The 23,810-nt window shown below is 68.1% G+C and carries 19 protein-coding genes; 12 read left to right on the top strand and 7 right to left on the bottom strand.

Translation table 11 applies throughout. From position 1 onward, the window contains the following. Positions 1-98: 98 nt before the first annotated feature. The 3 genes from OV208_RS11815 (at position 99) to cglE (ending at position 3,275) form a co-directional block, all read left to right on the top strand. A complete protein-coding gene (locus OV208_RS11815) occupies positions 99-386 on the top strand; it encodes a hypothetical protein (RefSeq protein ID WP_147448755.1) in 288 nt (95 codons plus the stop codon). 59 nt (positions 387-445) lie between these two features. After that, positions 446-2,500 carry a TonB family protein gene (locus OV208_RS11820; RefSeq protein WP_267573934.1) on the top strand — a complete coding sequence of 685 codons (2,055 nt, stop codon included), beginning with the start codon at positions 446-448 and terminating at the stop codon, positions 2,498-2,500. A 175-nt stretch (positions 2,501-2,675) separates the two neighbouring features. Continuing rightward, a complete protein-coding gene (cglE, locus tag OV208_RS11825) occupies positions 2,676-3,275 on the top strand; it encodes an adventurous gliding motility protein CglE (protein ID WP_267573935.1) in 600 nt (199 codons plus the stop codon). Between the two features lie 6 nt (positions 3,276-3,281). Here the strand turns inward: cglE and OV208_RS11830 are convergent, their stop codons facing one another. After that, positions 3,282-4,130, bottom strand: a complete 849-nt coding sequence (locus tag OV208_RS11830) for an AraC family transcriptional regulator (RefSeq protein WP_267573936.1) — start codon at positions 4,128-4,130, stop codon at positions 3,282-3,284. 184 nt (positions 4,131-4,314) lie between these two features. Between OV208_RS11830 and OV208_RS11835 the strand changes: the two genes are divergently transcribed. Together OV208_RS11835 and OV208_RS11840 are read left to right on the top strand one after the other, a co-directional pair. Beyond that, complete coding sequence (locus OV208_RS11835; RefSeq protein ID WP_267573937.1) at positions 4,315-5,112, top strand: hypothetical protein; 798 nt, start codon at positions 4,315-4,317, stop codon at positions 5,110-5,112. A gap of 57 nt (positions 5,113-5,169) precedes the next feature. After that, positions 5,170-6,360, top strand: a complete 1,191-nt coding sequence (locus tag OV208_RS11840) for a PKD domain-containing protein (protein WP_267573938.1) — start codon at positions 5,170-5,172, stop codon at positions 6,358-6,360. A 67-nt stretch (positions 6,361-6,427) separates the two neighbouring features. Here the strand turns inward: OV208_RS11840 and typA are convergent, their stop codons facing one another. From typA to OV208_RS11855, 3 genes are all read right to left on the bottom strand, one after another. Continuing rightward, a complete protein-coding gene (gene typA / locus OV208_RS11845; RefSeq protein ID WP_267573939.1) occupies positions 6,428-8,275 on the bottom strand; it encodes a translational GTPase TypA in 1,848 nt (615 codons plus the stop codon). A gap of 164 nt (positions 8,276-8,439) precedes the next feature. Then, complete coding sequence (locus OV208_RS11850) at positions 8,440-9,360, bottom strand: alpha/beta fold hydrolase (protein WP_267573940.1); 921 nt, start codon at positions 9,358-9,360, stop codon at positions 8,440-8,442. After that, positions 9,357-10,955, bottom strand: a complete 1,599-nt coding sequence (locus OV208_RS11855) for a sigma 54-interacting transcriptional regulator (protein ID WP_267573941.1) — start codon at positions 10,953-10,955, stop codon at positions 9,357-9,359. Before OV208_RS11855 ends, OV208_RS11850 begins: the two co-directional genes overlap by 4 nt. Positions 10,956-11,067: 112 nt before the next feature. Between OV208_RS11855 and OV208_RS11860 the strand changes: the two genes are divergently transcribed. The 6 genes from OV208_RS11860 to OV208_RS11885 all read left to right on the top strand — a co-directional run bounded on the left by OV208_RS11860 (position 11,068) and on the right by OV208_RS11885 (position 16,273). Beyond that, positions 11,068-12,063: a cation diffusion facilitator family transporter gene (locus OV208_RS11860; RefSeq protein ID WP_267573942.1), complete on the top strand. Its 996-nt coding sequence runs from the start codon at positions 11,068-11,070 to the stop codon at positions 12,061-12,063. Between the two features lie 45 nt (positions 12,064-12,108). Further along, positions 12,109-13,155: a hypothetical protein gene (locus tag OV208_RS11865; RefSeq protein ID WP_267573943.1), complete on the top strand. Its 1,047-nt coding sequence runs from the start codon at positions 12,109-12,111 to the stop codon at positions 13,153-13,155. 9 nt (positions 13,156-13,164) lie between these two features. After that, on the top strand, positions 13,165-13,722 hold the full coding sequence (gene rsmD / locus OV208_RS11870) for a 16S rRNA (guanine(966)-N(2))-methyltransferase RsmD (RefSeq protein ID WP_267573944.1): 558 nt from the start codon (positions 13,165-13,167) through the stop codon (positions 13,720-13,722). Between the two features lie 47 nt (positions 13,723-13,769). After that, the gene (coaD, locus tag OV208_RS11875) at positions 13,770-14,252 is read left to right on the top strand and encodes a pantetheine-phosphate adenylyltransferase (protein ID WP_267573945.1); all 483 of its coding nucleotides are present in this window, start codon (positions 13,770-13,772) and stop codon (positions 14,250-14,252) included. A gap of 83 nt (positions 14,253-14,335) precedes the next feature. Then, positions 14,336-15,526: a pyridoxal phosphate-dependent aminotransferase gene (locus tag OV208_RS11880; protein ID WP_267573946.1), complete on the top strand. Its 1,191-nt coding sequence runs from the start codon at positions 14,336-14,338 to the stop codon at positions 15,524-15,526. 138 nt (positions 15,527-15,664) lie between these two features. Further along, on the top strand, positions 15,665-16,273 hold the full coding sequence (locus tag OV208_RS11885; protein WP_267573947.1) for a carboxypeptidase-like regulatory domain-containing protein: 609 nt from the start codon (positions 15,665-15,667) through the stop codon (positions 16,271-16,273). A gap of 85 nt (positions 16,274-16,358) precedes the next feature. Here OV208_RS11885 and OV208_RS11890 read toward each other — a convergent pair whose 3' ends face one another. After that, a complete protein-coding gene (locus tag OV208_RS11890; protein ID WP_267573948.1) occupies positions 16,359-17,120 on the bottom strand; it encodes a hypothetical protein in 762 nt (253 codons plus the stop codon). 144 nt (positions 17,121-17,264) lie between these two features. Here OV208_RS11890 and carB point away from each other — a divergent pair, with 144 nt between their 5' ends. Then, positions 17,265-20,519, top strand: coding sequence for a carbamoyl-phosphate synthase large subunit (gene carB, locus OV208_RS11895; RefSeq protein WP_267573949.1), 3,255 nt, complete (start codon positions 17,265-17,267; stop codon positions 20,517-20,519). Between the two features lie 637 nt (positions 20,520-21,156). On the opposite strand, the gene OV208_RS11900 is transcribed toward carB, so the two are convergent. After that, positions 21,157-22,548, bottom strand: coding sequence for a peptidoglycan-binding protein (locus OV208_RS11900; protein ID WP_267573950.1), 1,392 nt, complete (start codon positions 22,546-22,548; stop codon positions 21,157-21,159). Between the two features lie 274 nt (positions 22,549-22,822). Continuing rightward, positions 22,823-23,806, bottom strand: coding sequence for a hypothetical protein (locus tag OV208_RS11905; RefSeq protein ID WP_267573951.1), 984 nt, complete (start codon positions 23,804-23,806; stop codon positions 22,823-22,825). Positions 23,807-23,810: the final 4 nt, after the last annotated feature.

A 23,810-nucleotide genomic window follows, 5' to 3' on the forward strand; every position in this document is an offset into this window, starting at 1 on the left:
GGTGCAAGCGACCGGGCGACTCCCTTAGAATCCAGGGACTTGGAGTTGGTGCGAGCCCTGCAATGGAAGCCACGAAGCTGGGCTACCGGAGACTGCACATGAAGCGACTGCTGGCATCGGTGGTGATGGTGGGGGTGCTGGGGGTAGCGGCCCCCGCCCTGGCGCAGAACAGCGGCGGAGACTCCGTGAAGGTCATCCAGGAGGAGGACCGCACGGTGTACCGCAAGAAGACGGTGATCGATTTCACGGATGTGGCGGTGGAGGGCGAGCTCACCAAGCCGGAAGGCTCCTACGTCCTCAATCGCAAGAAGACGGACTTCCAAAGCCTCATCAAGGTCCGGGAGAACTTCGACCCGGAGTTGCAGAAGTCAGCGGACAATCTTTAGACGGGCTCTCAGGCGGCGTTGAACGTTTTCGGGACGGGAAGGGAAGAAGGAAGAACTTCATGGCGGCGGCGAGAAAAAACGGTTTGACGCTTCGGATTACGACTCCAGACGGCTCCATCCAGGAGACCGTGTCGGAGGCGGAGAGTGTCATCGTGGGGTCGGGCGCCCAAGCGGCGGTGAAGATTCAGGATCCGCGGGTCTCCAATCTCCATGTGATGCTGAAGGTGGACCACGATGGTTCGGTGACGGCCATCGACCTGGGCAGTGAAGGCGGTACCCAGGTCTCAGGGCAGAAGCTCGTCATTCCCACGGCGCTCAAGCCGGGTGACGTGTTGACGGTGGGGACCTCGCGGGTGGAGGTGCTCTTCGGTGACACGCCCCGGTCGGTGGCTCCGGTGGGCGCGGCGGTGGCGATGCCGGGTGCGTTCCATCAGTTGCCTCCTCGCGGTCCGGCGATGCAGCCGGCTGCGCAGGTGGCTCCCCCGGTCCGGCGCGACGTGGCGCCTCCCCGGGCTCCGGTGCAGGCGGCGGCGCCTTCCAACCTCGTGGGCACGGTGAGCACGCCGCGGTCCTCGGCGGCGGGGGGCATGCAGGTGTCCACGGCGAATCACGCGGCGCCTGCGCCGGTGTTCGGCCCGTCGGCGCCTCCGGGGATGGTGCGCAAGCCCACGCCCCCGGCGATCGCGGCGGCGACGAAGCCGCAGCTGGCGGCGCACCTGCAGGATCCCCTTCCCCTGGACGCGCAGCCGACGCCCGAGGCGAAGGTGCTCCAGGTGGCGCTGCTCTGGGGCGACCAGATGCTGGAGGTCCAGCACTTCAAGGACGGCGCTCCGGTCACCATCGGCGAGGGCAAGAAGAACGCCTTCCACGTGTTCGTGCCGCAGGTGGGCAACCGCCACGTGCTCGCGGTGAGCAAGGGCGACAAGCTGGAGCTCAAGGCTCCGGCGGGCTCTGGCGTGTTCGTCACCAACAAGGGTGACGTGCGCACCAAGGACGCGCTGCGCGCCGCGGGTCAGCTCAACTCCGCTTCGGCGGATCAGGAGCAGGTCTTCACCCTGGGCCTTCACGACCGCGCGGAGGTGTCGCTGGGCACCGTCGGCTTCATGATGCGCTATGTGAAGCCTTCTCCGGCCATCCTGGCCACCTCGCTGTCGGACCGCGACTTCGGCTTCTTCAAGATCGCCGCCATCTGCATCCTGGCGTCGGCCGCGTTCGTCGCCACGATGGTGCTCACGCCGCACTCCGAATCGCGCTCCGCGGACGACGTCTTCGAGTCCCAGCAGAGCGTGGCGAAGTTCCTCATCGCCCCGCAGAAGAAGGTGGAGGCGAAGAAGCTCCAGCTCTCCGGCGTGGAAGAGGGCGCCAAGGCGAAGGACGAAGAGGGCAAGTTCGGCAAGGAGGAGGCGAAGCTGGCGGAGGCCGCGCCTTCGAAGCCGGGCACCAACGTCGTGGACAAGAGCAAGAAGGAGAAGGACCGCCAGGTGGTGGGCAAGGTCGGCCTCCTGGGTGCGCTCAAGGGCATGAAGGGTGGCGCGTCGGACGTGTTCGGTCCGGGCGGCATCGGCACCGGCATCAACAACTCGCTGGGCGGCCTCAAGGGCGGCGCGGCCATGGGTGATGCGCAGGGCGTGGGCGGCCTGGGTTCGCGTGGCACCGGCAACGGCGGCGGCGGCACGGCGCTGGGCATCGGTGGCCTGGGGACGCAGGGCAATGGACGCGGCGTGGGCGGCTCGGGCGGCATCGACCTGGGTGGCCGTGGCAAGTCGGTGACGAAGGTGATTCCCGGCAAGACGACGGTGGTGGGCGGCCTGGACAAGGACGTCATCGCCAAGGTCATCCGGCGGCACCAGAACGAGATCAAGTACTGCTACGAGTCGGAGCTGAACAAGAACCCGGCGCTCGCGGGCAAGGTCGCGGTGGCCTTCACCATCGACCCGGCCGGCGCGGTGGCGGACGCCAACGTGGCGGAGACGACGCTGGGCAGCACCCCGGCGGAGAACTGCATGCTCTCCCGCATCCGTCGCTGGAAGTTCCCGGAGCCCAAGGGCGGCGGCGTGGTGTCCGTGACGTACCCCTGGATGTTCTCGCCCTCCGGCGCGGACGGTGAGGGGTAGCACGCTGGCCCTGACGTCTGGCGGTTCGTAGACTGGAAGACCAAATGGCGTGGACGAAACGGTCCACGCCATTTTCGTTTTTCCCCGCTGCCGTTTCGTGCGCGGCATCACTAGTGTCCGTGCGCCACTCCGAGCGTGTGAGTGGCGCGAGAGGACCACCGTGACGGGAGGAGTCGTGAGGAAGTCGCTGCTGTTCGCCGCGCTCGCGCTGGGGACGCCGGCCCTGGGGGCCACCCCACCGGAAGGCGTGCCGTTCGAGCCGCGCCGGGGTTTCTTCACCGAGACCGACGTCGGCGTGTTCTTCACCGTGGGCGGTGAAAACAACTACTCCAACGCGCAGTCGTACCTGCAATTGGGCATCGGCTACGACCTGACGGAGCGGCTGTCGCTGGGGGCGCACTTCGCGCTGGGGTCCTCCGCGCAGAACTGCTTCGCGGGCTACCTGCCGCAGTCCAACGTCTGCGCCCTGTCGGACAACTTCACCGTGGCCTTCGGCGACCTCACGGCCGCCTACCACGTGAAGCTGGCCAACCGCTTCTACCTGACGCCCAAGGTGGCCGCGGGCTACACGCGGTTGGATCCGACGCCGGTGGATCCGGACCAGGGCGACCCGGGCCGCTCCGTCAACGCCTTCAACGCGGGCCTGGGCGTGGGCGTGGAGTACGCCACGTCCTTCGACCACTTCTCGGTGGGGGCGGATGTGATGGGGCGCTACATCATCGGGCCCAACATCATGACCTTCGCGGTGTTCCCCCGGGTGAAGTACACGTTCTGAGGTCCGTCACCGCGGAGTGCGCCGGGCCGGAGTCACGGGGCCGGGCGCGCGCCGGGCGTACTCGGCGGGCGGACAGCCCACGACGCGCCGGAAGTCGCGGATGAAGTGCGCCTGGTCGAAGTAGCCCAGCTCCAGCGCCAGCGTCGTCAGCTCCGGCGGTGGCACCTGCTTCAGCCGCTCCGCTGCCTCGTGCAGCCGGTAGCGCTGGATGACCCACTTGGGGCTCACGCCCACGTAGCGGCGGAACAGCCGCTGCACCGTGCGCAGGCCCGGGCCTCCGGGTGTCAGCAGGTCCTCCACCTTCGTCACCGCGCGGTCCTCCAGGATGCGCGTGACCATCCCCTGCACCCCGGCCACGTTCGGATCCGCCGCGGGCAATCTCGTGCGCAGGAAGGCCTCCGTCAGGGCCACGCGCTCCGCGTCCGCGTCGCGGGTGACGTCGGTGGCGAGGATGGCCGCCTCCAGCGTGAGCGCCTCCGGGCCCAGGAGCGGGGCCGGGGCCACGGTGCGTCCCGTGAGCGCGGACACCGGCGTCTTCACGAAGGGGAAGAAGCCGCCGGGCCGGAACTTGATGCCGAACACGCCGCCCAGGCGCTCCAGGAGGATGGAGAAGCGCCCGGAGTGCACGCCCCCGATGCGCGAGGTGCCGTCCTGGAAGGTCCAGTGCACGGACGGGTGGGGGAGGTTCTGCTGGAGGAAGGGCGGCTGTCCACGCAGGTCCCAGCGCACGGCCCAGAAGTGTTCGACCCACGGGCGCAGGTCCTCGGCGGGCAGGAGGCGCGCGTGCGCGAAGTGCCGCGCGTCCGGCCGGGGGTACAGCAGGCCACGGGCAGGGCCCGCGCTCGACGCCACCATGGTCCATGCCTCCCGGGTTTCGGGTTGCCGCGTTTCTACAATCGCACTTCGGAGGTGGACAGGTGCTGGCCTCCCACCGCGATGGAAGGCGGACACCGGGCCGGACCCCGGGTCGGATTCAGGTCCCTTCCGAAGATGCGCACCGTGGGCCGGTCCCCTCGCTTGACCGTCCCGGGTGTGCCCCATGGCGTCCGTCGTCCGTTCCCGCGCTTGCGCGCTGGTGCTGGTGGTGTCGTTGCTGTCCGTGCCGGCCTTCGCGCAGGGCATCGCCTCCATCCCCTACGGGGACACGTGTTGGGGCACCGGGGCGGACGCGGATGGCGACGGGCTCAACGACGACTGTGAAGATCAGGTGGCGTCCGCCTTCATGCCGGCGCTGTGGCTCGCGAAGAACGAGCGGGGCGCGGGCCGCCGGCCGTACTTCGCGGTGAAGTCGCAGTCCTTCGCGCTGCGCACGCTGCGCATCTTCTACCTGGCGGCCTTCTACGAGGACCACGGCATCCTGGGCGGCGTCGTGGACGCGCACGACGGCGACACCGAGTTCCAGGTGCTGGAGGTGCACTACTCCGACGGCCGCTGGCTGCTGGACTGGGCCTTCCTCTCCGCGCACCTGGAGACCGTGTGCGAGTCCTCCGCCTGGTACAGCTGGGCGCAGCTCGAATACCTGTCGGAGTTCCGGGGCGCGCCGCGCATCTACGCCGCCCAGGACAAGCACGGCTCCTACAACTCCGTGTCCACATGCGACCGGGGCGGCTGCTACGTGGATGGCTGTTCGCAGGGCCGCTCGGAGCTGCTGGACCCGGACAACCGGCTCGCGTCGCGCAACGTGGGCTCCACGGGCACGCCGTTGATCAACTCCGTCACGTTCCGGGGACAGACGGAGCGGCTGCTGGACGCCGTGGAGTTCAGGGGCTGGGACAACCAGTGGTACCGGTCCAACGCCACGCCCTACCGCGCGCGGTTGATCCGCTTCGGCTTCTAGCGCGCCATGGGTCCCCCTCCGCCTTCGAAGTCGTCGGGGCTGCGACCAAGGACCCGCATGGTGCTCGCGGCGGGCGGCGTGGTCGCCATGAGCCTGCTGCTCGCGGGGCTGGATGCCGCCCGGACGGCCGGAGCCGAGCCGGCGTCTCCCGTCCACCCCGACGCCCGCATCCCTCCGGAGCGCGCCGCGTCCGGGCCTGGAGCGCCGTCCCTCGCGGCCCTGAAGCCTTCCGCCGCCAACGGGGGCACGTCCGAGGACTTCCGGCTCGCCAGCATCCTGGGCGAGGTCTGGGAGCCCCTTGCCTCCACGGCCTTCATCGAACAGTTGGACACGGACCGGCCCTGGGCCTGCGCGGGCAGCGCCGTCAGCGTCGTCGCGAGGGTGGGTGGCTCGCGCGAGCCCGACCTGATGGAGCGCTGGGTGTGGCCCACGCCGGAAGGCCGCGCGGGGCTCCAGCCGGGAGCGGCGCTGGACTGGCGCGCGCCCTCCGTTCCGGGACGCTACCCGGTGCGCTTCCAGCTCTGCCGCGACCTGGGAGGCCGCCGCGTCGGGGTGCTGGCCGAGCGCACGGTGCTGCTGGAGGTCCGGGACTGCGAGGCCGGGGCGGAGTCTCCGCTGCGCCTCGGGTCCCGGCAGGACGGCCCGTCCACCTTCACCTTCGAGGTCCAGGGCCTGGAGGAAGCCGGGTCCGTCCGCGCGTACGACTGGGACCTGGGGGATGGCACCACGGAGGAGACGGAAGGGCCCATCCTCGAACACACCTACGCGGTGGAGCCCGCGGACGGCGCCGTCCCCCGGCGCTTCACGGTGCGCGTGCGGGCGCGGATGGAGTCCGGCGCGCTGCGGTCCATCACCACCTTCGTGGGCGTCCGCCCGCTGGCGCTCCCGGAAGCGCCGCCCCGCGTGGCGCTGAAGGTGTCCCGCTGGCAGCCGCTGCTGGAGACCGGAGGCTGGCGCAGCGAGGTCTCCGTGCACATCCCGGAGGGCGCGGAGGCCGTCACCTGGGCGGAGGTCGAACGCATCCTCGTGGGCTGGGACGACCAACGGCGGGCCACGCGGATGCCCTGGGAGCGCGCCCTGACGGTGCAGGAGACGCTGGAGCGCGGCGGCTTCCGGGCGGCGGTGGTGGTGGGCCCGGACGAGGCGACGCCCGACATCCAGCAGGTGTTGGACGTCCTCCACGGCCGCGACGCGCGGGGCAACGACGTGGTGGTGTCCTGGGCGTCGTTCAAACAGGAGCACCCCTGAACGAAGAAGAGGCCGCCACCCGGGTGGGTGACGGCCTCTTCAAGACTTCGGGAGCGACGAAGGCTGCTTAAGCGTCGTTGCGCTCTTCGCGCTTGCGCTCACGCTCGGCGCGGTAGCGGTCGCCGTTGGCCAGCGCCTTCTTGCGCATGCGCACGGACTTGGGCGTCACCTCGACGAGCTCGTCGTCGGCGATCCACTCCAGGGCCTTCTCCAGCCCCATCTCGCGCGGCGGGACGAGGAGGACGTTCTCGTCGCGGCCGGCGGCGCGGATGTTGGTGAGCTTCTTCTCGCGGCAGCAGTTGACGTTGAGCTCGGACGGGTGGGAGTGCTCGCCGATGATCATGCCCTCGTACACCGTGACGCCTTCGCTCACGAACAGCTGGCCACGCTCCTGGATGCTGAACAGGGCGTAGGGCACCGTGTCGCCCAGGCGGTCGGAGACGATGGCGCCGTTGGCGCGCTTCGGGATGTAGCCGAACCACGGCTCGAAGCCGTCGAACTGGCTGCTCATGATGCCTTCACCGCGAGTGATGGTGAGGAACTCCGAGCGGAAGCCGATGAGGCCGCGCGCGGGGATGCGGAACTGGAGCCGGGTGCGGCCCGAGCCCAGCTGCGCCATGTCCGTCATGCGGCCCTTGCGGGGCCCCAGGCGCTCCGTCACCACGCCCACGCTGGTCTCCGGCACGTCGCAGAACACCAGCTCCATGGGCTCGTGCAGGACGCCGTCCACGTGCTTGGTGATGGGCTCCGGGTTGGAGGCCGTCAGCTCGTAGCCTTCGCGGCGCATGTTCTCGATGATGACGGCCAGGGCGAGTTCGCCACGGCCCACCACGCGGAACGCGTCCGGCGTCGCGGTGTCTTCCACGCGCACGGCCACGTTGCGGTACGCCTCGCGGTACAGGCGCTCGCGCAGGTTGCGGGAGGTGACGAACTTGCCTTCCTTGCCCGCGAGCGGCCCGTCGTTGACCTTGAAGATCATCATCATCGTGGGCTCGTCCACGGTGATGCGCGGCAGGGCCACCGGCTTCTCCGCGTCGGCGATGGTGTCGCCGATGGAGATGTCCTCGATGCCCGCGATGGACACGATTTCACCCGGGCCGGCGTCGGCGATTTCGACGCGCTTCAGGCCGGAGAAGCCGTACAGCTTCACGATCTTGCCCGGCTGCACCTTGCCGCCGTCGCGGACGACGGACACGGGCATGTTGGCCGTGATGCGGCCCGCCTGCACGCGACCGACGGCCAGACGGCCGACGTAGTCGTCGTAGTCCAGGTTCGCCACCAGCAACTGGAGCGTGGTCTGGTCCACCGGAGGCGCGGGCGGGGGCGGGATGTGCTTGATGATCGCGTCGTACAGGGGCTCCAGCGTCTTGCCCGGCACGTCCAGCGAAGTGGAGGCCTGACCCTGGCGGGCCACCGTGTAGAGGACCGGCATCTCCAGCTGCGTATCGTCCGCGCCCAGGTCGATGTAGAGCGCGTAGACGAGGTCCAGCACTTCCTTGGCCCGGGCGTCCTGACGGTCGATCTTGTTGATGACCAGCACCGTCTTCAGACCCATGGCCAGGGCCTTGGTGAGCACGAAGCGCGTCTGGGGCAGGGGACCTTCGGCCGCGTCCACCAGCAGGATGACGCCATCGACCAGGCGCAGACCGCGCTCCACCTCGCCACCGAAGTCGGCGTGGCCCGGGGTGTCGATGATGTTGATCTGCATCCCCTTGTAGGAGACGGCGGTGTTCTTCGCGAGAATGGTGATGCCCTTCTCCCGCTCGAGATCGTTCGAGTCCATCACTCGATCGGTCATGTGCTCATTGGAGCGGAAGGTACCGGCCTGCCGAAGCAGGTGGTCGACCAGGGTGGTCTTCCCGTGGTCGACGTGGGCGACAATGGCGACGTTGCGGATGTTTTCGCGAGAGATCATGCGGACCGACTGACAGAAAGAGGTGCGAGGAGAGACGCCCAGAACGGGGTTTCTCAATCCCACCGGAACCCGGAAGGCGGGGGCTTATATGCCGGGGGCTTCCCGCCTGCAATCAAGGCGGATGTCCAGCGGCCAGACAGCCGTACCCATCCCCTGCCGGACGCTTATCCCACCTTCGGCCCGGATTCCCCGCTTTCCACGCCCAACCGTTCGCGCAGGAAGCGTTCCACGCGCAGTTCCACCAGCCCTGGGACCTCCAACGGCGCGGTGTGGGTGCCCTCGGAGATGGTCAGCAGCTCGGAGGAGGGAATCCGCTCGGCCATCTTCCGGGAGAGCCAGCCGGGGGTGAAGCGGTCCTTCTCCCCAGCGACGACCAGGGTGGGCACGTCCACGTGCTCCAGGTGGTCCCACGCGGTGTGGCTCGCCAGTGAATCCAGGGTGCGCACGAAGACGACGGGGTCCATCCGGGCCAGGTGGGAGAAGTAGGGGGCCAGGTCGTTGCGGGCGATGAGCTCCGGGTTCATCTCCAGCCGGATGGCCAGCTGCACCACCAGCTCCGTGGTGAGCGCCCCGTGGACGATGCGCGCGGTGTGCAGGGGGAAGCGCTCCACCGCGCGGCGCAGGGTGGGGAAGATGCGCTTGAGCAGGGTGGAGTCGTGGAAGGTGTCCAGCGGCATGCCGTAGCTGCCGCACACCAGCACCAGCCCCTGCACGCGCCGGGCGTAGCGGCGGTGGAACTCCAGCGCCACCTGCACGCCCATGGAGTGGCCGAAGAGGACGGCCTTCTCCAGGCCCGCGGCGTCCATCACCCGCGCCATGTCGTCGCAGGTGTACGCCATGCCAATGCGGGTGCGGTCCTCCGGCACGCTGCTCCTGCCGTGGCCCCGGTAGTGCCACCGCAGCACCCGGTGGCGCCGGGCAAGGTACGGCAGCAGGTATTTCCACGCGAAGCCGTCGCAGCCCAGGCCGTCGCACAGCACCATGCCCGGGGTGCCTTCGCCGCGGACCTGGAAGTAGAGGTCGGCACCATCAGGCACCCGCAGTGTGTCCTGGCGGAAGGTGGTCGCGTGTCCGGGGGGGCTCACGCTTCGGCCTCCTCATCCGCGCCGTCGGTGAGTCCCCCGGGCAGGAGCCGGTCCAGTCCGTAGCGGGTGATCTTCAGGATGAGGTTGGAGCGGCTGATGCCCAGCTCGCGCGACAGCCGGCTCTTGTTGTTGCGCGTGCGCACGAGCCCCTGGTGGATCATCTCCTTCTCCAGCGACTCCACCGCCTCGTGCAGTTTTCCGTGCGCGCGCGGGGCGATGAAGTGCCCGCCGCCGGGGACGACGGTGTCGCGGATGCGGCTGGAGAGCAGCTCCGCGGGGATGACCTCCAGCTCGCCGCCCAGCACCAGCAGCCGCTCGATTTCATTCTCCAGCTCGCGGATGTTCCCCGGCCACGCGTACGCGCCCAGGATGCCCAGGGCCTCCGGGACCAGCCCCCGGGCGCGCTGGCCCTCGCGGTGGTGCTTGCGCAGGAAGTGGTCGATGAGGACGGGCAGGTCGTCCTTGCGCTCGCGCAGGGGCGGCAGTTGGAGGCGGATGACGTTGATGCGGTAGAAGAGGTCCTCGCGGAACTCGCCCCGCTTCACCATCTCCCCCAGGTCCTTGTGCGTGGCGGCGATGACGCGCACGTCGACCTCGCGGGAATGCGTGCCGCCCACGGGCAGGAAGGTGCCCTCCTGGAGCACGCGCAGGAGCTTCACCTGGAGGGCAGGGGACATGTCGCCCACCTCGTCCAGGAAGAAGGTGCCGGTGTCGGCGACCTCGAAGAGGCCCTTCTTGTCCTTGAGCGCGCCGGTGAAGGCGCCGCGCGTGTGACCGAAGAGGGCGCTCTCCAGCAGGTTGTCGTTGAAGGCGGAGCAGTTCTGCACGACGAACGGCTTGTCCTTGCGCGGGCCGTTGTGGTGGATGGCGCGCGCCACCAGCTCCTTGCCCGTGCCGGACTCGCCGTTGATGAGGACGGTGGAGTCGGAGTTGGCCACCTTCTCCATCAGGCGGAACACTTCGTTCATCGCCCCGGAGCGGCCGATGATCTTCTCGAAGCGGTAGCGGTTGGACAGCTCGGAGGCCATGGACTGGATGGTCTCCTCCTTGCGCGTGAGCTCCACCTCCTGGTTCTCAATCTCCGTCACCGCGAACTCCAGCAGGTCCGACAGCTTGCTCAGCTCCGAGCCGTCCAGCACCGGTACGCGCTCCCACGCGCCCTCCAGGTCCGCCTGCGCCCCCGGCGCGATGTCGCGCATCTTGTCCATCAGCACCTGGCCGTCGCCGGGCGTGAGCGGCTGCCGGGCGAAGCCCTCCACGAAGAGGAAGCCCTCGTACTCGTTGCGGATGTAGAGCGGCGCGCCCACGATGGACAGGCGCAGGTGGCAGTCGTGTGACATGGAGCGGCGCAGCTTCTTGGCCGCCTTGAACTTGTCGTGCAGCACCCGCACGGACTGGGCGCACCGCCGCATCCCCTCCCTCGAACCGAGCGAGTGGCGGCAGAAGTCGTTCGGCGGCGGGATGAAATCCCCGCGCTGCCAGTCGTGCACCACGCCGTTACGATCCGCGAAGGACAGCTCCACCTGCCACCACTTGCGGATGACATCCCTCAACATGACAATGGTGTGCAGATTCTGATGCTTCTCGAAGTCCATCCCCGCGGGCCTCCCCCTGTTGCAGATTCGGACAGTGGATCTACGGGGTTGTCTGAAATCAATCCAGCGGCACCTGTCCGCAGATGGCGCTGATCGCGTACCCTGGGCTCCTGTGAGCGCACCCCCACATACACACGGCAGGGCCGGGCACGACCACTCGCACGACCACGACCATTCCCACCACGGACATGGGCATGGTCACGGCCATTCGCACGGGCCCCGGAAGGGTGGGCTGGCGGAGGAGCGGCGCAAGGATCGGCGGCGGCTGTTGGCGGCGCTGGCGCTGACGGCCACCATCATGGTCGCGGAGGCGGTGGGCGGCTTCCTGACGAACTCGCTCGCGTTGCTCTCCGACGCCGGGCACATGCTGACGGACGTCTCCGCGATGGTGCTGAGCCTGCTGGCGCTGTGGTTCGCCGGCCGGCCCGCGGACTTGAAGAAGACCTACGGCTACTACCGGATGGAGATTCTGAGCGCGCTCCTCAACGGGGTGATGCTGCTGGTCATCACCATCTTCATCTTGATGGAGGCGTGGCAGCGGCTGCGCACGCCGGCGCCGGTGGAGTTGGGGCCCATGGCCATCGTGGCGGGCGTGGGCCTGGTGGCGAACCTGGCGGCGCTGGGCTTCCTGCACCAGACGCACTCCATGAATGTGCGCGGCGCGTTCCTGCACGTGCTGGGCGACACGCTGTCGTCGGTGGGCGTGCTGGTGGGCGCGGGCATCATGTGGTGGACGGGCTGGTACGTCGTCGACCCCATCATCTCCGTGCTCATCTCCATCATCATCGTGGTGGGCGCGCTGCGGCTGGTGAAGGACGCGGTGGACGTGCTGCTGGAGGCGGTGCCCGCGCACGTGGACCTGGAGCAGGTGCGCGACCTGATGGCCAAGGTGCAGGGCGTGCAGGCGGTGCATGACCTGCACGTGTGGACCATCTCCAGCGGGATGTACGCGCTGTCGGTGCACCTGGTGGTGGCGGACCCGATGGTCTGCAACAACGACGACATCCTGACCGCGGTGAAGCACGACCTGTTCGACCGGTTCGGCATCGACCACACGACCATCCAGATTGAGAGCCAGGCCTACGCCCATCTGGGCGAGGTGCACTGACCTCCTTGCGAAAGCCGGGCAGGGCGGGGATTCTCGGCGGCTCCTATGAGCGTGCTGGACAAGGTGTTGTCGCTGCGGCCGGGCAACGTGGTGGCTCGGATGGGCCCGGGCTCCCGGGTCCCCGTGTTGGATCCCCGTGAGCTGCTGCGGGCGCTGGAGTCCTCTCCGGTCGCGCTGCCCTGCATTCCCGTGCTGGCCAAGGGCGCGCTGCCGGGCCTGCTGAGGGCCGCACGGGCGGAGGACGCGGTGCTGGGGCTCGCCTGCCCGCACCCGCTCGCGGACCGGGGGGCACCGGAGCGCTTCGTGTCCGCGGTGCGCAACGCCGCCCTGGACGCCGAGCACACCCGGCCCCTGTTCCTCCAGGCCGGTCCGGTGCGCGTGACATCCACCGACGCGGACGTCCTGGATGCGATGCAGGAGGGCCTCTTCCGCGTGGTGGACGCGGGCTTCGCGCTGGTGTCGTTGGAGCTGTCGCGCCTCACCACCTACGAAGCGGTGGAGGCGGTGAACGCGCTGGTGGGCCCGCTGGTGGAGCGCGAGCTGTCGCTGGAGCTGTCCGCGCCCCAGGCGCCCTCGGGTACGGGGCTCTTGGACGCGTGCGGCACGCTGCTGGAGGGGCTTTCGCAGTGGAAGGTGCCGCTGCGCTTCCTGCGCGTGTCGGAGGCGCAGCTGGGCGAAGGCGACCTGGACGTGGGGCTCCTGCGGCAGGTGGTGGAGCTGGCCCATGCCCGGGGCGTCGCGGTGACGGTGGGCGACCTGACGGCCGGAGCGCCTCGGGGGCTGTCCAGCTATGTCGCCGCGGGCGTGCGCAAGGTGGACTGCGGGGGCCCGTTCGGCCCGCTGGCCCTGCGTGCGTGGCCTCTGGACACGCGGGCGCAGGTGGTGGCCCGGGCCCAGGCGGCGGGGATGCCGGCCGGGGAGCTGCTGTCGATGCTGGAGGAGGGCCTGCCGCCGCTGACGCCGGAGGCCCGGGAGACGCTGGAGGCGCTGGCCTTCGCGGAGGCCACGGAGGTGCTGGCGGCGCTGGGGGCCCGGCGTTCGGCGACCCACGCGATGGCATTCCTCGCGAAGACGGGCGGCGACCTGGGCTAGAAGGCGCCCATGCGCATCGTTGCAGGCAGCGCGAAGGGCCGGGCCCTGCAGGGTCCCAAGCCGTCGTCCGGACACATCCGCCCCACGGCGGACCGCGTTCGCGAAACCCTCTTCAACATGCTGGGCCAGTTCCTGGACGGACAGGCCGTGCTGGACCTGTACGCCGGCACCGGGGCGCTGGGGCTGGAGGCCCTGTCGCGCGGGGCCGGGCGGGTGGTGCTGGTGGACCAGGACCGCGAGGCCCAGGGGCTATGCCGGCTGAACACCGACGCGCTGGGCTTCGCCGCCCAGGTGGCCATCCTGGCGCAGCCGGTGGCGCGGGCGCTGGAGACGCTGGGCAAGAAGGGCGAGCGATTCGAGCTCGTCTTCGCGGATCCGCCCTACGCGGCGCGCGTCGTCCCCACGGTCCTGGAGGCCCTGGCGGCGTCCTCGGTGGTGTCGCCCGGGGGCACGGTGGTGGTGGAGCACGACAAGCGCGAAGAGGCCCCGGAGGCCCACGCGGGCTTCACCCGGGACGACCAGCGCCGGTTCGGGGACACCCTGGTGAGCTTCTACCGGGCACCGTGACGTGCGCTTGACCCGCCCCGTGGGCCCGCCGAGACTTCCCGGTACCCATGCCGGTTGCCATCTATCCTGGTTCGTTTGATCCGCTCACCAACGGGCACCTGAGCCTCATCCAGCGCAGCCTGAAGATGTTTGATCGGCTCATCGTCGCCATCGCGGTGAATCCGAAGAAGACCCCCCTCTTCAGCCAGGAGGAGCGCATCGAGCTCATCCGCGACGCGGTGAAGGACAGCCGCGTGGAGGTGGACGCCTTCCACGGGCTGCTCGTGGACTACGTGCACCAGCGTCAGGTGGGCGTCGTCATCCGAGGGCTCCGGGCCGTGTCGGACTTCGAATACGAATTCCAGCTCGCCAACATGAACCGCAAGCTGGCCCCGGACATCGACACCGTCTTCATGATGACGGGCGAGGACTACTTCTACATCTCCTCGCAGCTCGTCCGGGAGGTCGCCTCCTTCGGGGGGAACGTGGAAGGGCTCGTCCCCCCGAACGTGTACGCCGGTCTGAAGAAGAAGTTCGGCACCAAGCCCTGATCCGGGCGTGGAGGCAGCCGGGCAACGCAGCGCGCTACAAGGGTCTTGTCCGTCCCGGGACTTCCGCGCTAGGCATTGGCGACATGAAACTCGCCCGCCGGCTGCAAGCCATCAAGCCCTCCGCCACCCTGGCCCTCAACGCGCGGGCCAAGGCGCTCGCCGCCAAGGGCGAGGACGTCGTCGTGCTCGCCGCCGGTGAGCCGGATTACGACACGCCTGAGTTCGTGAAGCAGGCGGCCATCGACGCGATCCGCACGGGCTTCACCAAGTACACCGCCACCGCGGGCATGCCGGAGTTGCGCGAGGCCATCTGCCGCAAGCTGGAGAAGGACAACGGCCTGAAGTACGCCGTTGATCAGGTGGTGGTGACGGCCGGCGGCAAGCAGTCACTCTACAACTGCTTCCAGGCCCTGCTGGACGAAGGCGACGAGGTCATCATCTTCGCGCCCTACTGGGTGAGCTACCCGGACATGGTGCACCTGGCGGGCGGCACGCCCGTCTTCGTCCAGACGCGCGAGGAGGACGGCTACGCGCCGGATCCGGACGCCATCCGCAAGGCGCTCACCCCGCGCACGCGCGCCATCGTGCTCAACAGCCCGGCCAACCCCACGGGCGCGGTGTATTCGCGCGCCACGCTGGAGGGCATCGCGGACGCGGTGCGCGGCCATGACTGCCTCATCATCACCGACGACATGTACGAGAAGCTCCTCTACACGGGGGAGTTCCTCAACCTGGGCAACGTGGCGCCGGACCTGGTGCCCCGGCTCGTCGTGTCCAATGGCCTGTCCAAGTCCTACGCGATGACGGGCTGGCGGCTGGGCTACGCGGCCGGCCCCAAGGCGCTCATCGCCGCGATGCAGATGGTGCAGGACCAGTCCACGTCCAACGCCTCCTCCATCACGCAGAAGGCGGCACTGGCGGCGCTCAACGGCCCGTCCGACACCATCACCGCGATGGTGAACGAGTACCGCGAGCGCAGGGACCTGTTCATCGCGGGGCTCAACGCCATCGACGGCATCCGTTGCCGGCTGCCGGAAGGCGCCTTCTACGCGATGGCGGACGTGCGGGGCCTGCTGGGCCGCACGTACAAGGGCACGACGCTCACCACCAGCCTCCAGCTCTCCGAGGCCCTGCTCAACGACTTCCTGGTGGCCGCGGTGCCGGGGGATCCGTTCGGCGCGCCCGGCTACATCCGGATGAGCTTCGTCACTTCGCGCGAGGTGCTCCAGAAGGGCCTCAAGCGCCTGCGCGAATTCGTTGCCGCGCTGAGCTGAGTCTGGCGTGAGAGTGTGAATTTCCACTGGGGCCTCGCGTCATGAGGCCCGCACGTCGCACTCGCGAGGCGGTTGGACTCGCAGGCGGCGGCATGGGTGCGCAGGCCCGGTGCGCACTCGACAGGGAAGAACACTCACATGAACACGAATCGAAGAGGGGCGCTGACCGCGCTCGTGGTGGCGATGGCATTGGCGGTCCTGCCGGCGTGCGATCCGGACGCGGAGCAGGATCCGGACACGACCCCCGAGACTCGCAAGGGACGGATCACCGGCAATGTCTCGATGTCGGACGGAGCGTCCCCCGCGGGCGCGGAGATCCACCTCCAGGAAACCGATACCCGCATCACGACGACCGCCCAGGGGACGTTCGCCTTCGAGGCGTTGGACGTCGGTACCTACACGTTCGTGATCTCGAAGGCGGGCTATCAGTCGCTGCGGAGATCGGTGGACCTGGAGGCGGGGAAGACCGTCAGCATGGGCATCGAAATGGATCCTGGCGCGGCCACGAACCGCCTCTCCGGCACCATCACGCTGGAAGGCGCGAGTTCGCATGAGGGCATCACCGTCTCCCTCGAGAACACGGCGTTCACCACCACCACGAACGCCCAGGGCGGCTTCGTCCTGGAAGGGCTGGAGATCGGGAGCTACACGCTCCTGGCCACGAAGGAGGGCTACGCGAGCGAGGAGACCTACGTCGGCATGTTGGGCTCCCCGCGCACCGTGAACCTCACGCTGGGGCGCCCTTAGGCCTCATCGGGGGCAGGGTCGCGCTGGAAGGCGCGGCCTCGACAGGGGGGCGCCGGGCGAAGCAGGCCCGGTGCCCCTTTTCGCGTCAGTCCGTATAGGCGAAGGCGTGCCAGTTCAGGTCGGAGCTGCCACGGAAGAGGAAGATGGCCGCGTGGCCGGACAGGTTGCCCACGGCGGCCCAGGTGTCCTTGAGCGCGCGCGGATCCAGGCCCAGGCGCGCGGGCGGCTTGCCGTACTTCTTCTCCATCTCCGCGAAGGGCAGCACCTCGATGTCGTAGAGCGTGACGAGGTCGGTGCGCCGGGCGCGCAGTTGCTTCACCCACGCCTGCACCAGCTCCTCTGGCGTGTTGAAGCGCTTTTCCTCCAACTGGAACGGGTACGTCAGCTCCGCGGATGCGGACCGCACGTCGCCCGTCAGCAGGCTCTGGAAGAGGAAGCGCGCCTCGTCGTGGATGACCGACCGGGTGAGGCCCTCGGGGGACAGGTCGTCCGCGAGGGGGCGCGCGGCGTCGCGGCTCGGGGCGGGCGGCGGGGCCGGCGGGGCCGGAGCGCGGGGCGTGGCGGGCGGCGGTGCCGTGGCGGGCAGGGGAGCGGCGGGGGCTGGCGTCGGGGCCGCCCTGCGCGTGGGGGCAGGCCTGGCGGGCGCGGGCTCGGTGGGAGCCTCGGGGGCGGGAGCCGGGGGCGCCACCGGCTCAGCGGCCGGAGTGGGCGTCGGGGCGGGTGCTGGCGCCGCGGCCGGAGCGGTGGCCGGAGCTTCAGGGGTGGGCGTGGCGGCGGGAGCGGTGTCCTGGGCGAGGGCGGGCGCGGAGACGAGGACGAGCAGGGCCAGGGACGACCAGCGACGCATGGAACCTCCGGAAGGGAACGCGGCAGCGTAGCAGAGGACCTGGGAGCGCAGGTCCTGCGAGCGGGCGGGCGGCGGACAGGACCTTCGCATGGGGACAACGCACCGCGTGCATGTCGTGGCGGAGGTTGGTATGGGGGGCGCCCGATGCCCAAGCGTACCGATATCCGGAAGGTTCTTGTGATTGGCTCGGGCCCGATTGTCATCGGGCAGGCCGTCGAGTTCGACTACTCAGGCACCCAGGCGATCAAGGCGCTTCGGGACGAGGGCGTGGAGGTGGTGCTGCTCAACAGCAACCCCGCCACGGTGATGACGGACCCAGAGTTCGCGCACCGCACCTACATTGAACCCATCACCGTGGAGGCGGCGGAGAAGATCCTCGCCGCCGAACGTCCGGACTCCCTGCTGCCCACCATGGGCGGGCAGACGGCGCTCAACCTGGCCAAGGCCCTGGCGGAGCAGGGCATCCTGGAGAAGTACGGGGTGCGCCTCATCGGCGCGTCGCTGGACGCCATCAACAAGGCGGAGGACCGGCAGCTCTTCAAGGCGGCCATGCAGAAGATTGGCGTGGCGCTGCCAAGAAGCGGCTACGCGACGACGCTGACGGACGCGATGGCGCTGGCGGAGGACATCGGCTTCCCGGCCATCATCCGTCCCTCGTTCACGCTGGGCGGCACGGGCGGCGGCATCGCGTACAACCGCGAGGAGTTCGAGGCCATCTGCCGCTCGGGCCTCAAGGCGAGCCCCACCTCCACCATCCTCGTCGAGGAGAGCGTGCTGGGGTGGAAGGAGTACGAGCTGGAAGTGGTCCGCGACTCGGCGGACAACGTCATCATCATCTGCTCCATCGAGAACCTGGATCCGATGGGCGTGCACACCGGCGACTCCATCACGGTGGCGCCCGCGCAGACGCTGACGGACCGCGAGTACCAGCGCATGCGGCAGGCGTCGCTGGCCATCATCCGCGAGATTGGCGTGGAGACGGGCGGCTCCAACATCCAGTTCGGCATCCATCCGCAGGACGGCCGCATGGTCGTCATCGAGATGAACCCGCGCGTCTCGCGCTCCAGCGCGCTGGCGTCCAAGGCGACGGGCTATCCCATCGCGAAGGTCGCCGCGAAGCTGGCGCTGGGCTACACGCTGGACGAGCTGCGCAACGACATCACCCGGGACACGCCGGCCTCCTTCGAGCCGACGCTGGACTACGTGGTGGTGAAGGTGCCGCGCTTCAACTTCGAGAAGTTCCCCAAGGCGGACCGCACGCTGACGACGAGCATGCGCTCCGTGGGCGAGGTGATGGCCATTGGCCGCACCTTCCCCGAGGCGTACATGAAGGCGCTGCGCTCCATGGAGTTGGGGCGCGTGGGCCTGGAGTCGCCGGACCTGCCTTCGGAGAAGGAGGAGCGGGAGAAGGTGCTGCGCGAGGGCCTGCGCGTGCCCCGGCCGGAGCGGCCGTGGTTCGTGTCCCAGGCGTTCCGCGAGGGCCTGACGGTGGAGCAGGTGCACCAGCTGTCGCACATCGACCCGTGGTTCCTGCGCCACATCGAGGCGCTGGTGCACGAGGCGCAGATGCTGGCGGACCACGGCCGGTTGGATCAGCTCCCGGACGACGTGCTCCGGCAGGCGAAGTCACACGGCTTCTCCGATAAGTACCTGGGCAACCTCTTGGGCTACCCGGAGGCGGAGGTGCGAGCGCACCGGCACGCGCGCGGCATCCGGCCGGTGTTCAAGCGGGTGGACACGTGCGCCGCGGAATTCGAGGCGTACACGCCCTACCTGTACTCCACCTACGACGAGGAGGACGAGGCGCCGCCCACGGACCGGCAGAAGGTGCTGATTCTGGGCAGCGGTCCCATCCGCATCGGTCAGGGCATCGAGTTCGACTACGCGTGCGTGCACGCGGCCTTCGCGCTGCGCGAGGCCGGGTACGAGACGGTGATGGTCAACTGCAACCCGGAGACGGTGTCCACGGACTACGACACGTCGGACCGCCTCTACTTCGAGCCGCTGACGATTGAAGACGTGCTGGAGGTGTCCCAGCGTGAGAAGCCGGTGGGCGCCATCGTGCAGTTCGGCGGGCAGACGCCGCTGCGCCTGAGCGTGCCGCTGGAGCAGGCGGGGCTGCCGATTCTTGGCACGTCGCCGGACGCCATCGACCGGGCGGAGGACCGCGAGAAGTTCTCCAAGCTGATTGAGAAGCTGGGCCTGACGCAGCCGGAGAACGGGGTGGCGCGCAGCCACGCGGAGGCGTTCAAGGTGGCCGAGCGCATCGGCTATCCGGTGATGGTGCGGCCGTCGTACGTGCTGGGCGGACGGGCAATGGAGACGGTGTACGACGCGTCCAGCCTGGAGCGCTACATGCGCGAGGCGGTGAGCGCGTCGCCGGAGCACCCGGTGTTGATTGATCGCTTCCTGAAGGACGCCATCGAGGTGGACCTGGATCTCGTGGCGGACCGCACGGGGCAGGTGCTGATTGGCGGCGTGCTGGAGCACATCCAGGAGGCGGGCGTGCACTCGGGAGACGCGGCGGCGACGCTGCCGCCGCACTCGCTGTCGCCGGACCTGGTGGAGCGGATGAAGGACCAGGCCATCTCCATGGCGCGCGAGCTGGGCGTGGTGGGGCTGATGAACGTGCAGTTCGCCATCCAGGGGAAGACCATCTACATCCTGGAAGTGAATCCGCGCGCGAGCCGCACGGTGCCGTTCATCTCCAAGGCGACGGGCGTGCCGCTGGCGAAGATCGCGGCGCTCTGCATGGTGGGCAAGACGCTGAAGGAGCTGGGCCGCACGGAGGAGACGGAGTTCAAGCACGTGGCGGTGAAGGAGAGCGTCTTCCCGTTCGCGCGCTTCGCCGGGGTGGATGTGATTCTCGGGCCGGAGATGAAGTCCACGGGCGAGGTGATGGGCCTGGCGGACGACTACGCGTCGGCGTTCGCGAAGAGCCAGTTGGCGGCGGGGGTGAAGCTGCCCAAGGCCGGGCGGGTGTTCATCTCCGTGAAGGACGAGGACAAGCCGGCGGTGGTGGACCTGGCCCGGCGCCTGCGTTCCATGGGGTTCACGCTGACGACCACGTCCGGCACGCACGACTACCTGCAGACGAAGGGCATCGAGTCGCAGCTGGTGCAGAAGGTGAAGGAAGGCCGGCCGAACATCGTCGACAAGATCGTCGACGGGGAGATCGTGCTGGTCATCAACACGACCTTCGGCAAGCAGGAGATCAGCGACAGCTTCTCCATCCGGCGTGAGTCGTTGATGCACTCGGTGCCGTACTACACGACGGTGCAGGCGGCCCGTATGGCGGTGGGCGCGCTGGAGTCGCTGAAGCGTTCGGACCTCGCGGTGAAGCCGTTGCAGGAATACCTGTACGGCGAGAAGGGCATCCCGCCGGGCGGTCGTCGCTAGGTTTCATTCCGGGGGAGCGGGTGCTGCTCGCTCCTCCGTGCCGTGCCCATGCCTCCACGATGATGGAAGCATGAGGATTGCCTGCCTCCAGAGGGCCTAGGGTTTCTCAGGGAGGTCGACCTGACGGAATCCATGCGAATGCCGCAGAGGCTTGAGGACACGCGTCGCCCCAGAAGAAACGTCCTGGGGCTGCTGCTCATCCTGGTCATCGGTGCAGTGGGGCAGGGGTGCTATCGCGGCCCCTCATGCACCAGCAATGCGGACTGTGATTCCCGGTTCGTCTGCGGCTCCTTGCGTGGGAGGGCTCAGTGCACGCCGCGCTGTACCTTCAACGCCAGGCATGACTCCTGTCCCTGGCCGCTCTCGTGCAATCCCATTGAGATCAGCAAGACGCACGTGAAGTGGGCGTGCGTGGAGTTCGAAGAGTAGGGGCTCGACATTAACTCTCTCAAATACAACAAGCAGGCCCGTTACTACCTCGGACTTGCCCAATTCGCCTGCGCGCTCCTCTGGTTCAGGAGACTCCTTCGGATAAGAGCAGATCGGCTTTTGAGATAGTTGGTTGGCAACAGTCGCACCGGCTCACCGCGCGTCGTCGCGGACCGCCGACGCCGGTACACCCACGACTGCAACGTGATCATCTGAGTTTGATGGACTTCAGCCACGCCCTTGCATAACCCGCGATGAGTTCCGCCCGGTCCTTGCCATTGACAATGGCGCGTGCTTTGGCGAATTCAACTTGGGATGCGGTGATGTAATCCGCCAGCTTTTTCGAGGTGTATGCGCCTGTCTTCATGCCATGCACCAAGACGAAGAGCGACACCTCCGGTTTCAGGACCAGGTCGGGTTGGTGGACCAGATCCAGACCGAGCATGTCGCCGTACTTCTTGTAGTTGTCCCTCCAGGTGAGTTGCACGTAGCCGCGCCCGTAGTAGGGGTAGTAGCGCAGTTTCTTGCGGTACGCCTCGGCCTTCTCGCGCAGGTAGTTGGCTTCCCTGACGGGTTTGAAGGTGTCGCCTGTTTCGTGTTGCACCGTGGCGAGAACGTAGGCGATTTGGGCTGGCAGTTTCACGCCCTGTCGGATGCACTCTTCCTTGATGGCCTGAATGGTTCCCTCGCGGCCCGCCCCCTTGAACGAGGTCAGGGATGCTTTCGACGTGCCCTGGTGCTCCCCGAGGCTCATGGAATGCCTGGCAACCGCGCTCCCCACCGAGAGAGGCTTTGCCTCGGTTGTCACAGAGGACGAGGCCATCGCCGAGCCGACCGCACTCCAGGCTGGGCCCAGGAGCGACCTCCAGGTCAGGCGCCCCACGATCCCGTCCGCCACAAAGCCATGCGCGCGCTGCCACTCCCGGACGGCGTCATCCGTGATGGGTCCAAAGAGACCATCCGCGCGGACTCCCAACTTCGCCTGTATCCATCTGACATCGTTGCCCGCGAGGCCCACATGCACTGTTCGCGTCCCTAGAGGGATTCTGTCGCGATAGGCCTGGAATTCCGACGGCGCGACAGGGCGGATGGCAGATGAGGGCTCGCTCCGGGACCGAAGGGGGGCGACAACACTCCCTGTGTCCGAGTCTTTCCACATCCGCGTGATGCCCCAGGAGGCGGTCGAATCGTACAGCTCCTTCTTCGCGCTCACCGAGACATGCGCGTGCTTCGTGTGGCGATTCTTCCCGCTGTACGCCTGTGAGGCCCATGAAGGCGCGTCAGATTTGCTCTTATAGGAACGCCAGATCCGCTGGTTCCAGATGATGTACTTGATGCGGAGATCGCGGCGCCTGACCAAGTGCGCCACGAAGTCGTTCATATCCGCGCCATGGGCGGGGTCGTGCGTGAAGTCACACGCGGTGACGATCCCCGTGCCCGCGTCCTTCACCCAGGGATTGTGATCACTTTCACGAGACGCGTGAGCGGCATCGCCAATCCAGCCATCGCTCGACTTGCTGCGTGAGGGCGCGCACAGGTTCAACTCATTTCGCAGCTGATTGAGCGAACTTGCGAGCCTATAGGTCACCGCGGTCTCCATCTTTTATTACTGCAAGTCTGTCCCTCTGCGCGGTTGGAGATCTGCCTGGGTCCCCATTCCAGGAGACGGTTGGCTATTTGATGGTCTTGCGCCTCCAGGGCGCCATACGCGAAGGGCGTCCATCAGTGGGTGAAGACGTTGAACAGCGCGCTTGTAACCGCAGCGCCGATTCTGATTCCTGGATGTCGTCGTCGGGTTCGATTGATGGATTCGTGTTTTCAATCACAATCAATTGCGCTGATTCCATGGCGTGAGTGGCGAGAGGGTGAATTGATCACCAGCTTCCTCCGGCCCCCGCTCCACCAAATTTGCCCCCACCAAAGCCTTTGAACTCGCTCTCCGACAGCGGCTGGCTCTTGAGTCCCGGGTGGAGCGCGAGCAGGTGCTGGACCCACTTCCTGGCGTAAAGCTCCCGGGGCGTCATGAACACCGCTTCACGGTGATAGACCCCGCGCAGTGATGCCTGGCTGCTCCAGAGGCCCGCGCCATCATCTTCCGCGTAGCTCTTGGGATGCCCGACGTTCAGTCGGAAGCTCTTGGCCTGTACGTAGTTCGCGAGAAGGATGCTCCAGATGTCGACAATCGCTTTGCGGATGTCGATGAAGATACCGGGGTCCTTCTCCATCAACGCATACATGAGCGACGAGTAGCGCTCCACTGCCGAGGACTCCAGGTAGAAGACGGGCAGGGTGCTCCCGCCGTAGGCCGTGAACCGGCCTCCTTCCACCTTCCCCACGGTGATGCCCCCGGGCCTCCAGCCCGGCATGTCCGGCCCCAGGACACCGAAGACCCAGGACCGACGCCCCGCGAGGAAGTGATAGCTGTTCATCTGCGTGAAGATGGGCCCCAGCGGAGGTGGCAATGCCGCCGTCAGGTAGTCCGCGTTCTCCACGAAGTTGCGCTTGAGCGTCTGCGCGGCGAAGCCCTTGTTCGCGCTCTGCCAGATGACGGAAACCCAGTCGCTGTGCACATCCGGCAGGTTGATGCCCAGCTTCTCGGATTTGAAGTCGAGCAGGAACCGGAGTGTCTTCTTGCCTTCGAACTGACGCGTAGACCAGGCCACGGCGGCCCGGTTCTCCGTCAGGCGCTTCCCCAGGCCGTTGAAGAACCTGGGGAAGTCCTTGATGAACTCACCCACCAGCAAGGGTGTCTGCTTCAGCGGTTCGCTCAGCACTCCTGGGATGCTGAAGTGGATCCGGAACTGGTTCACATGGAACTGGCCCGTGCCCCTGGCGATCTTGAGCTCCGTGAAGTCCATGCTG

This window comes from Corallococcus sp. bb12-1 (assembly GCF_026626765.1).
Taxonomy (GTDB): Bacteria; Myxococcota; Myxococcia; order Myxococcales; family Myxococcaceae; genus Corallococcus; species Corallococcus terminator.

Coding starts and splice junctions, on each gene's coding strand:
- OV208_RS11815 (WP_147448755.1), top strand. CDS start 99: ATGAAGCGACTGCTGGCATCGGTGGTGATGGTGGGGGTGCTGGGGGTA.
- OV208_RS11840 (WP_267573938.1), top strand. CDS start 5,170: ATGGTGCTCGCGGCGGGCGGCGTGGTCGCCATGAGCCTGCTGCTCGCG.
- OV208_RS11900 (WP_267573950.1), bottom strand. CDS start 22,548: ATGGAGACCGCGGTGACCTATAGGCTCGCAAGTTCGCTCAATCAGCTG.
- typA (WP_267573939.1), bottom strand. CDS start 8,275: ATGATCTCTCGCGAAAACATCCGCAACGTCGCCATTGTCGCCCACGTC.
- OV208_RS11880 (WP_267573946.1), top strand. CDS start 14,336: ATGAAACTCGCCCGCCGGCTGCAAGCCATCAAGCCCTCCGCCACCCTG.
- OV208_RS11835 (WP_267573937.1), top strand. CDS start 4,315: ATGGCGTCCGTCGTCCGTTCCCGCGCTTGCGCGCTGGTGCTGGTGGTG.
- carB (WP_267573949.1), top strand. CDS start 17,265: ATGCCCAAGCGTACCGATATCCGGAAGGTTCTTGTGATTGGCTCGGGC.
- OV208_RS11855 (WP_267573941.1), bottom strand. CDS start 10,955: ATGGACTTCGAGAAGCATCAGAATCTGCACACCATTGTCATGTTGAGG.
- OV208_RS11885 (WP_267573947.1), top strand. CDS start 15,665: ATGAACACGAATCGAAGAGGGGCGCTGACCGCGCTCGTGGTGGCGATG.
- rsmD (WP_267573944.1), top strand. CDS start 13,165: ATGCGCATCGTTGCAGGCAGCGCGAAGGGCCGGGCCCTGCAGGGTCCC.
- OV208_RS11905 (WP_267573951.1), bottom strand. CDS start 23,806: ATGGACTTCACGGAGCTCAAGATCGCCAGGGGCACGGGCCAGTTCCAT.
- OV208_RS11890 (WP_267573948.1), bottom strand. CDS start 17,120: ATGCGTCGCTGGTCGTCCCTGGCCCTGCTCGTCCTCGTCTCCGCGCCC.
- coaD (WP_267573945.1), top strand. CDS start 13,770: ATGCCGGTTGCCATCTATCCTGGTTCGTTTGATCCGCTCACCAACGGG.
- OV208_RS11820 (WP_267573934.1), top strand. CDS start 446: ATGGCGGCGGCGAGAAAAAACGGTTTGACGCTTCGGATTACGACTCCA.
- OV208_RS11865 (WP_267573943.1), top strand. CDS start 12,109: ATGAGCGTGCTGGACAAGGTGTTGTCGCTGCGGCCGGGCAACGTGGTG.
- OV208_RS11830 (WP_267573936.1), bottom strand. CDS start 4,130: ATGGTGGCGTCGAGCGCGGGCCCTGCCCGTGGCCTGCTGTACCCCCGG.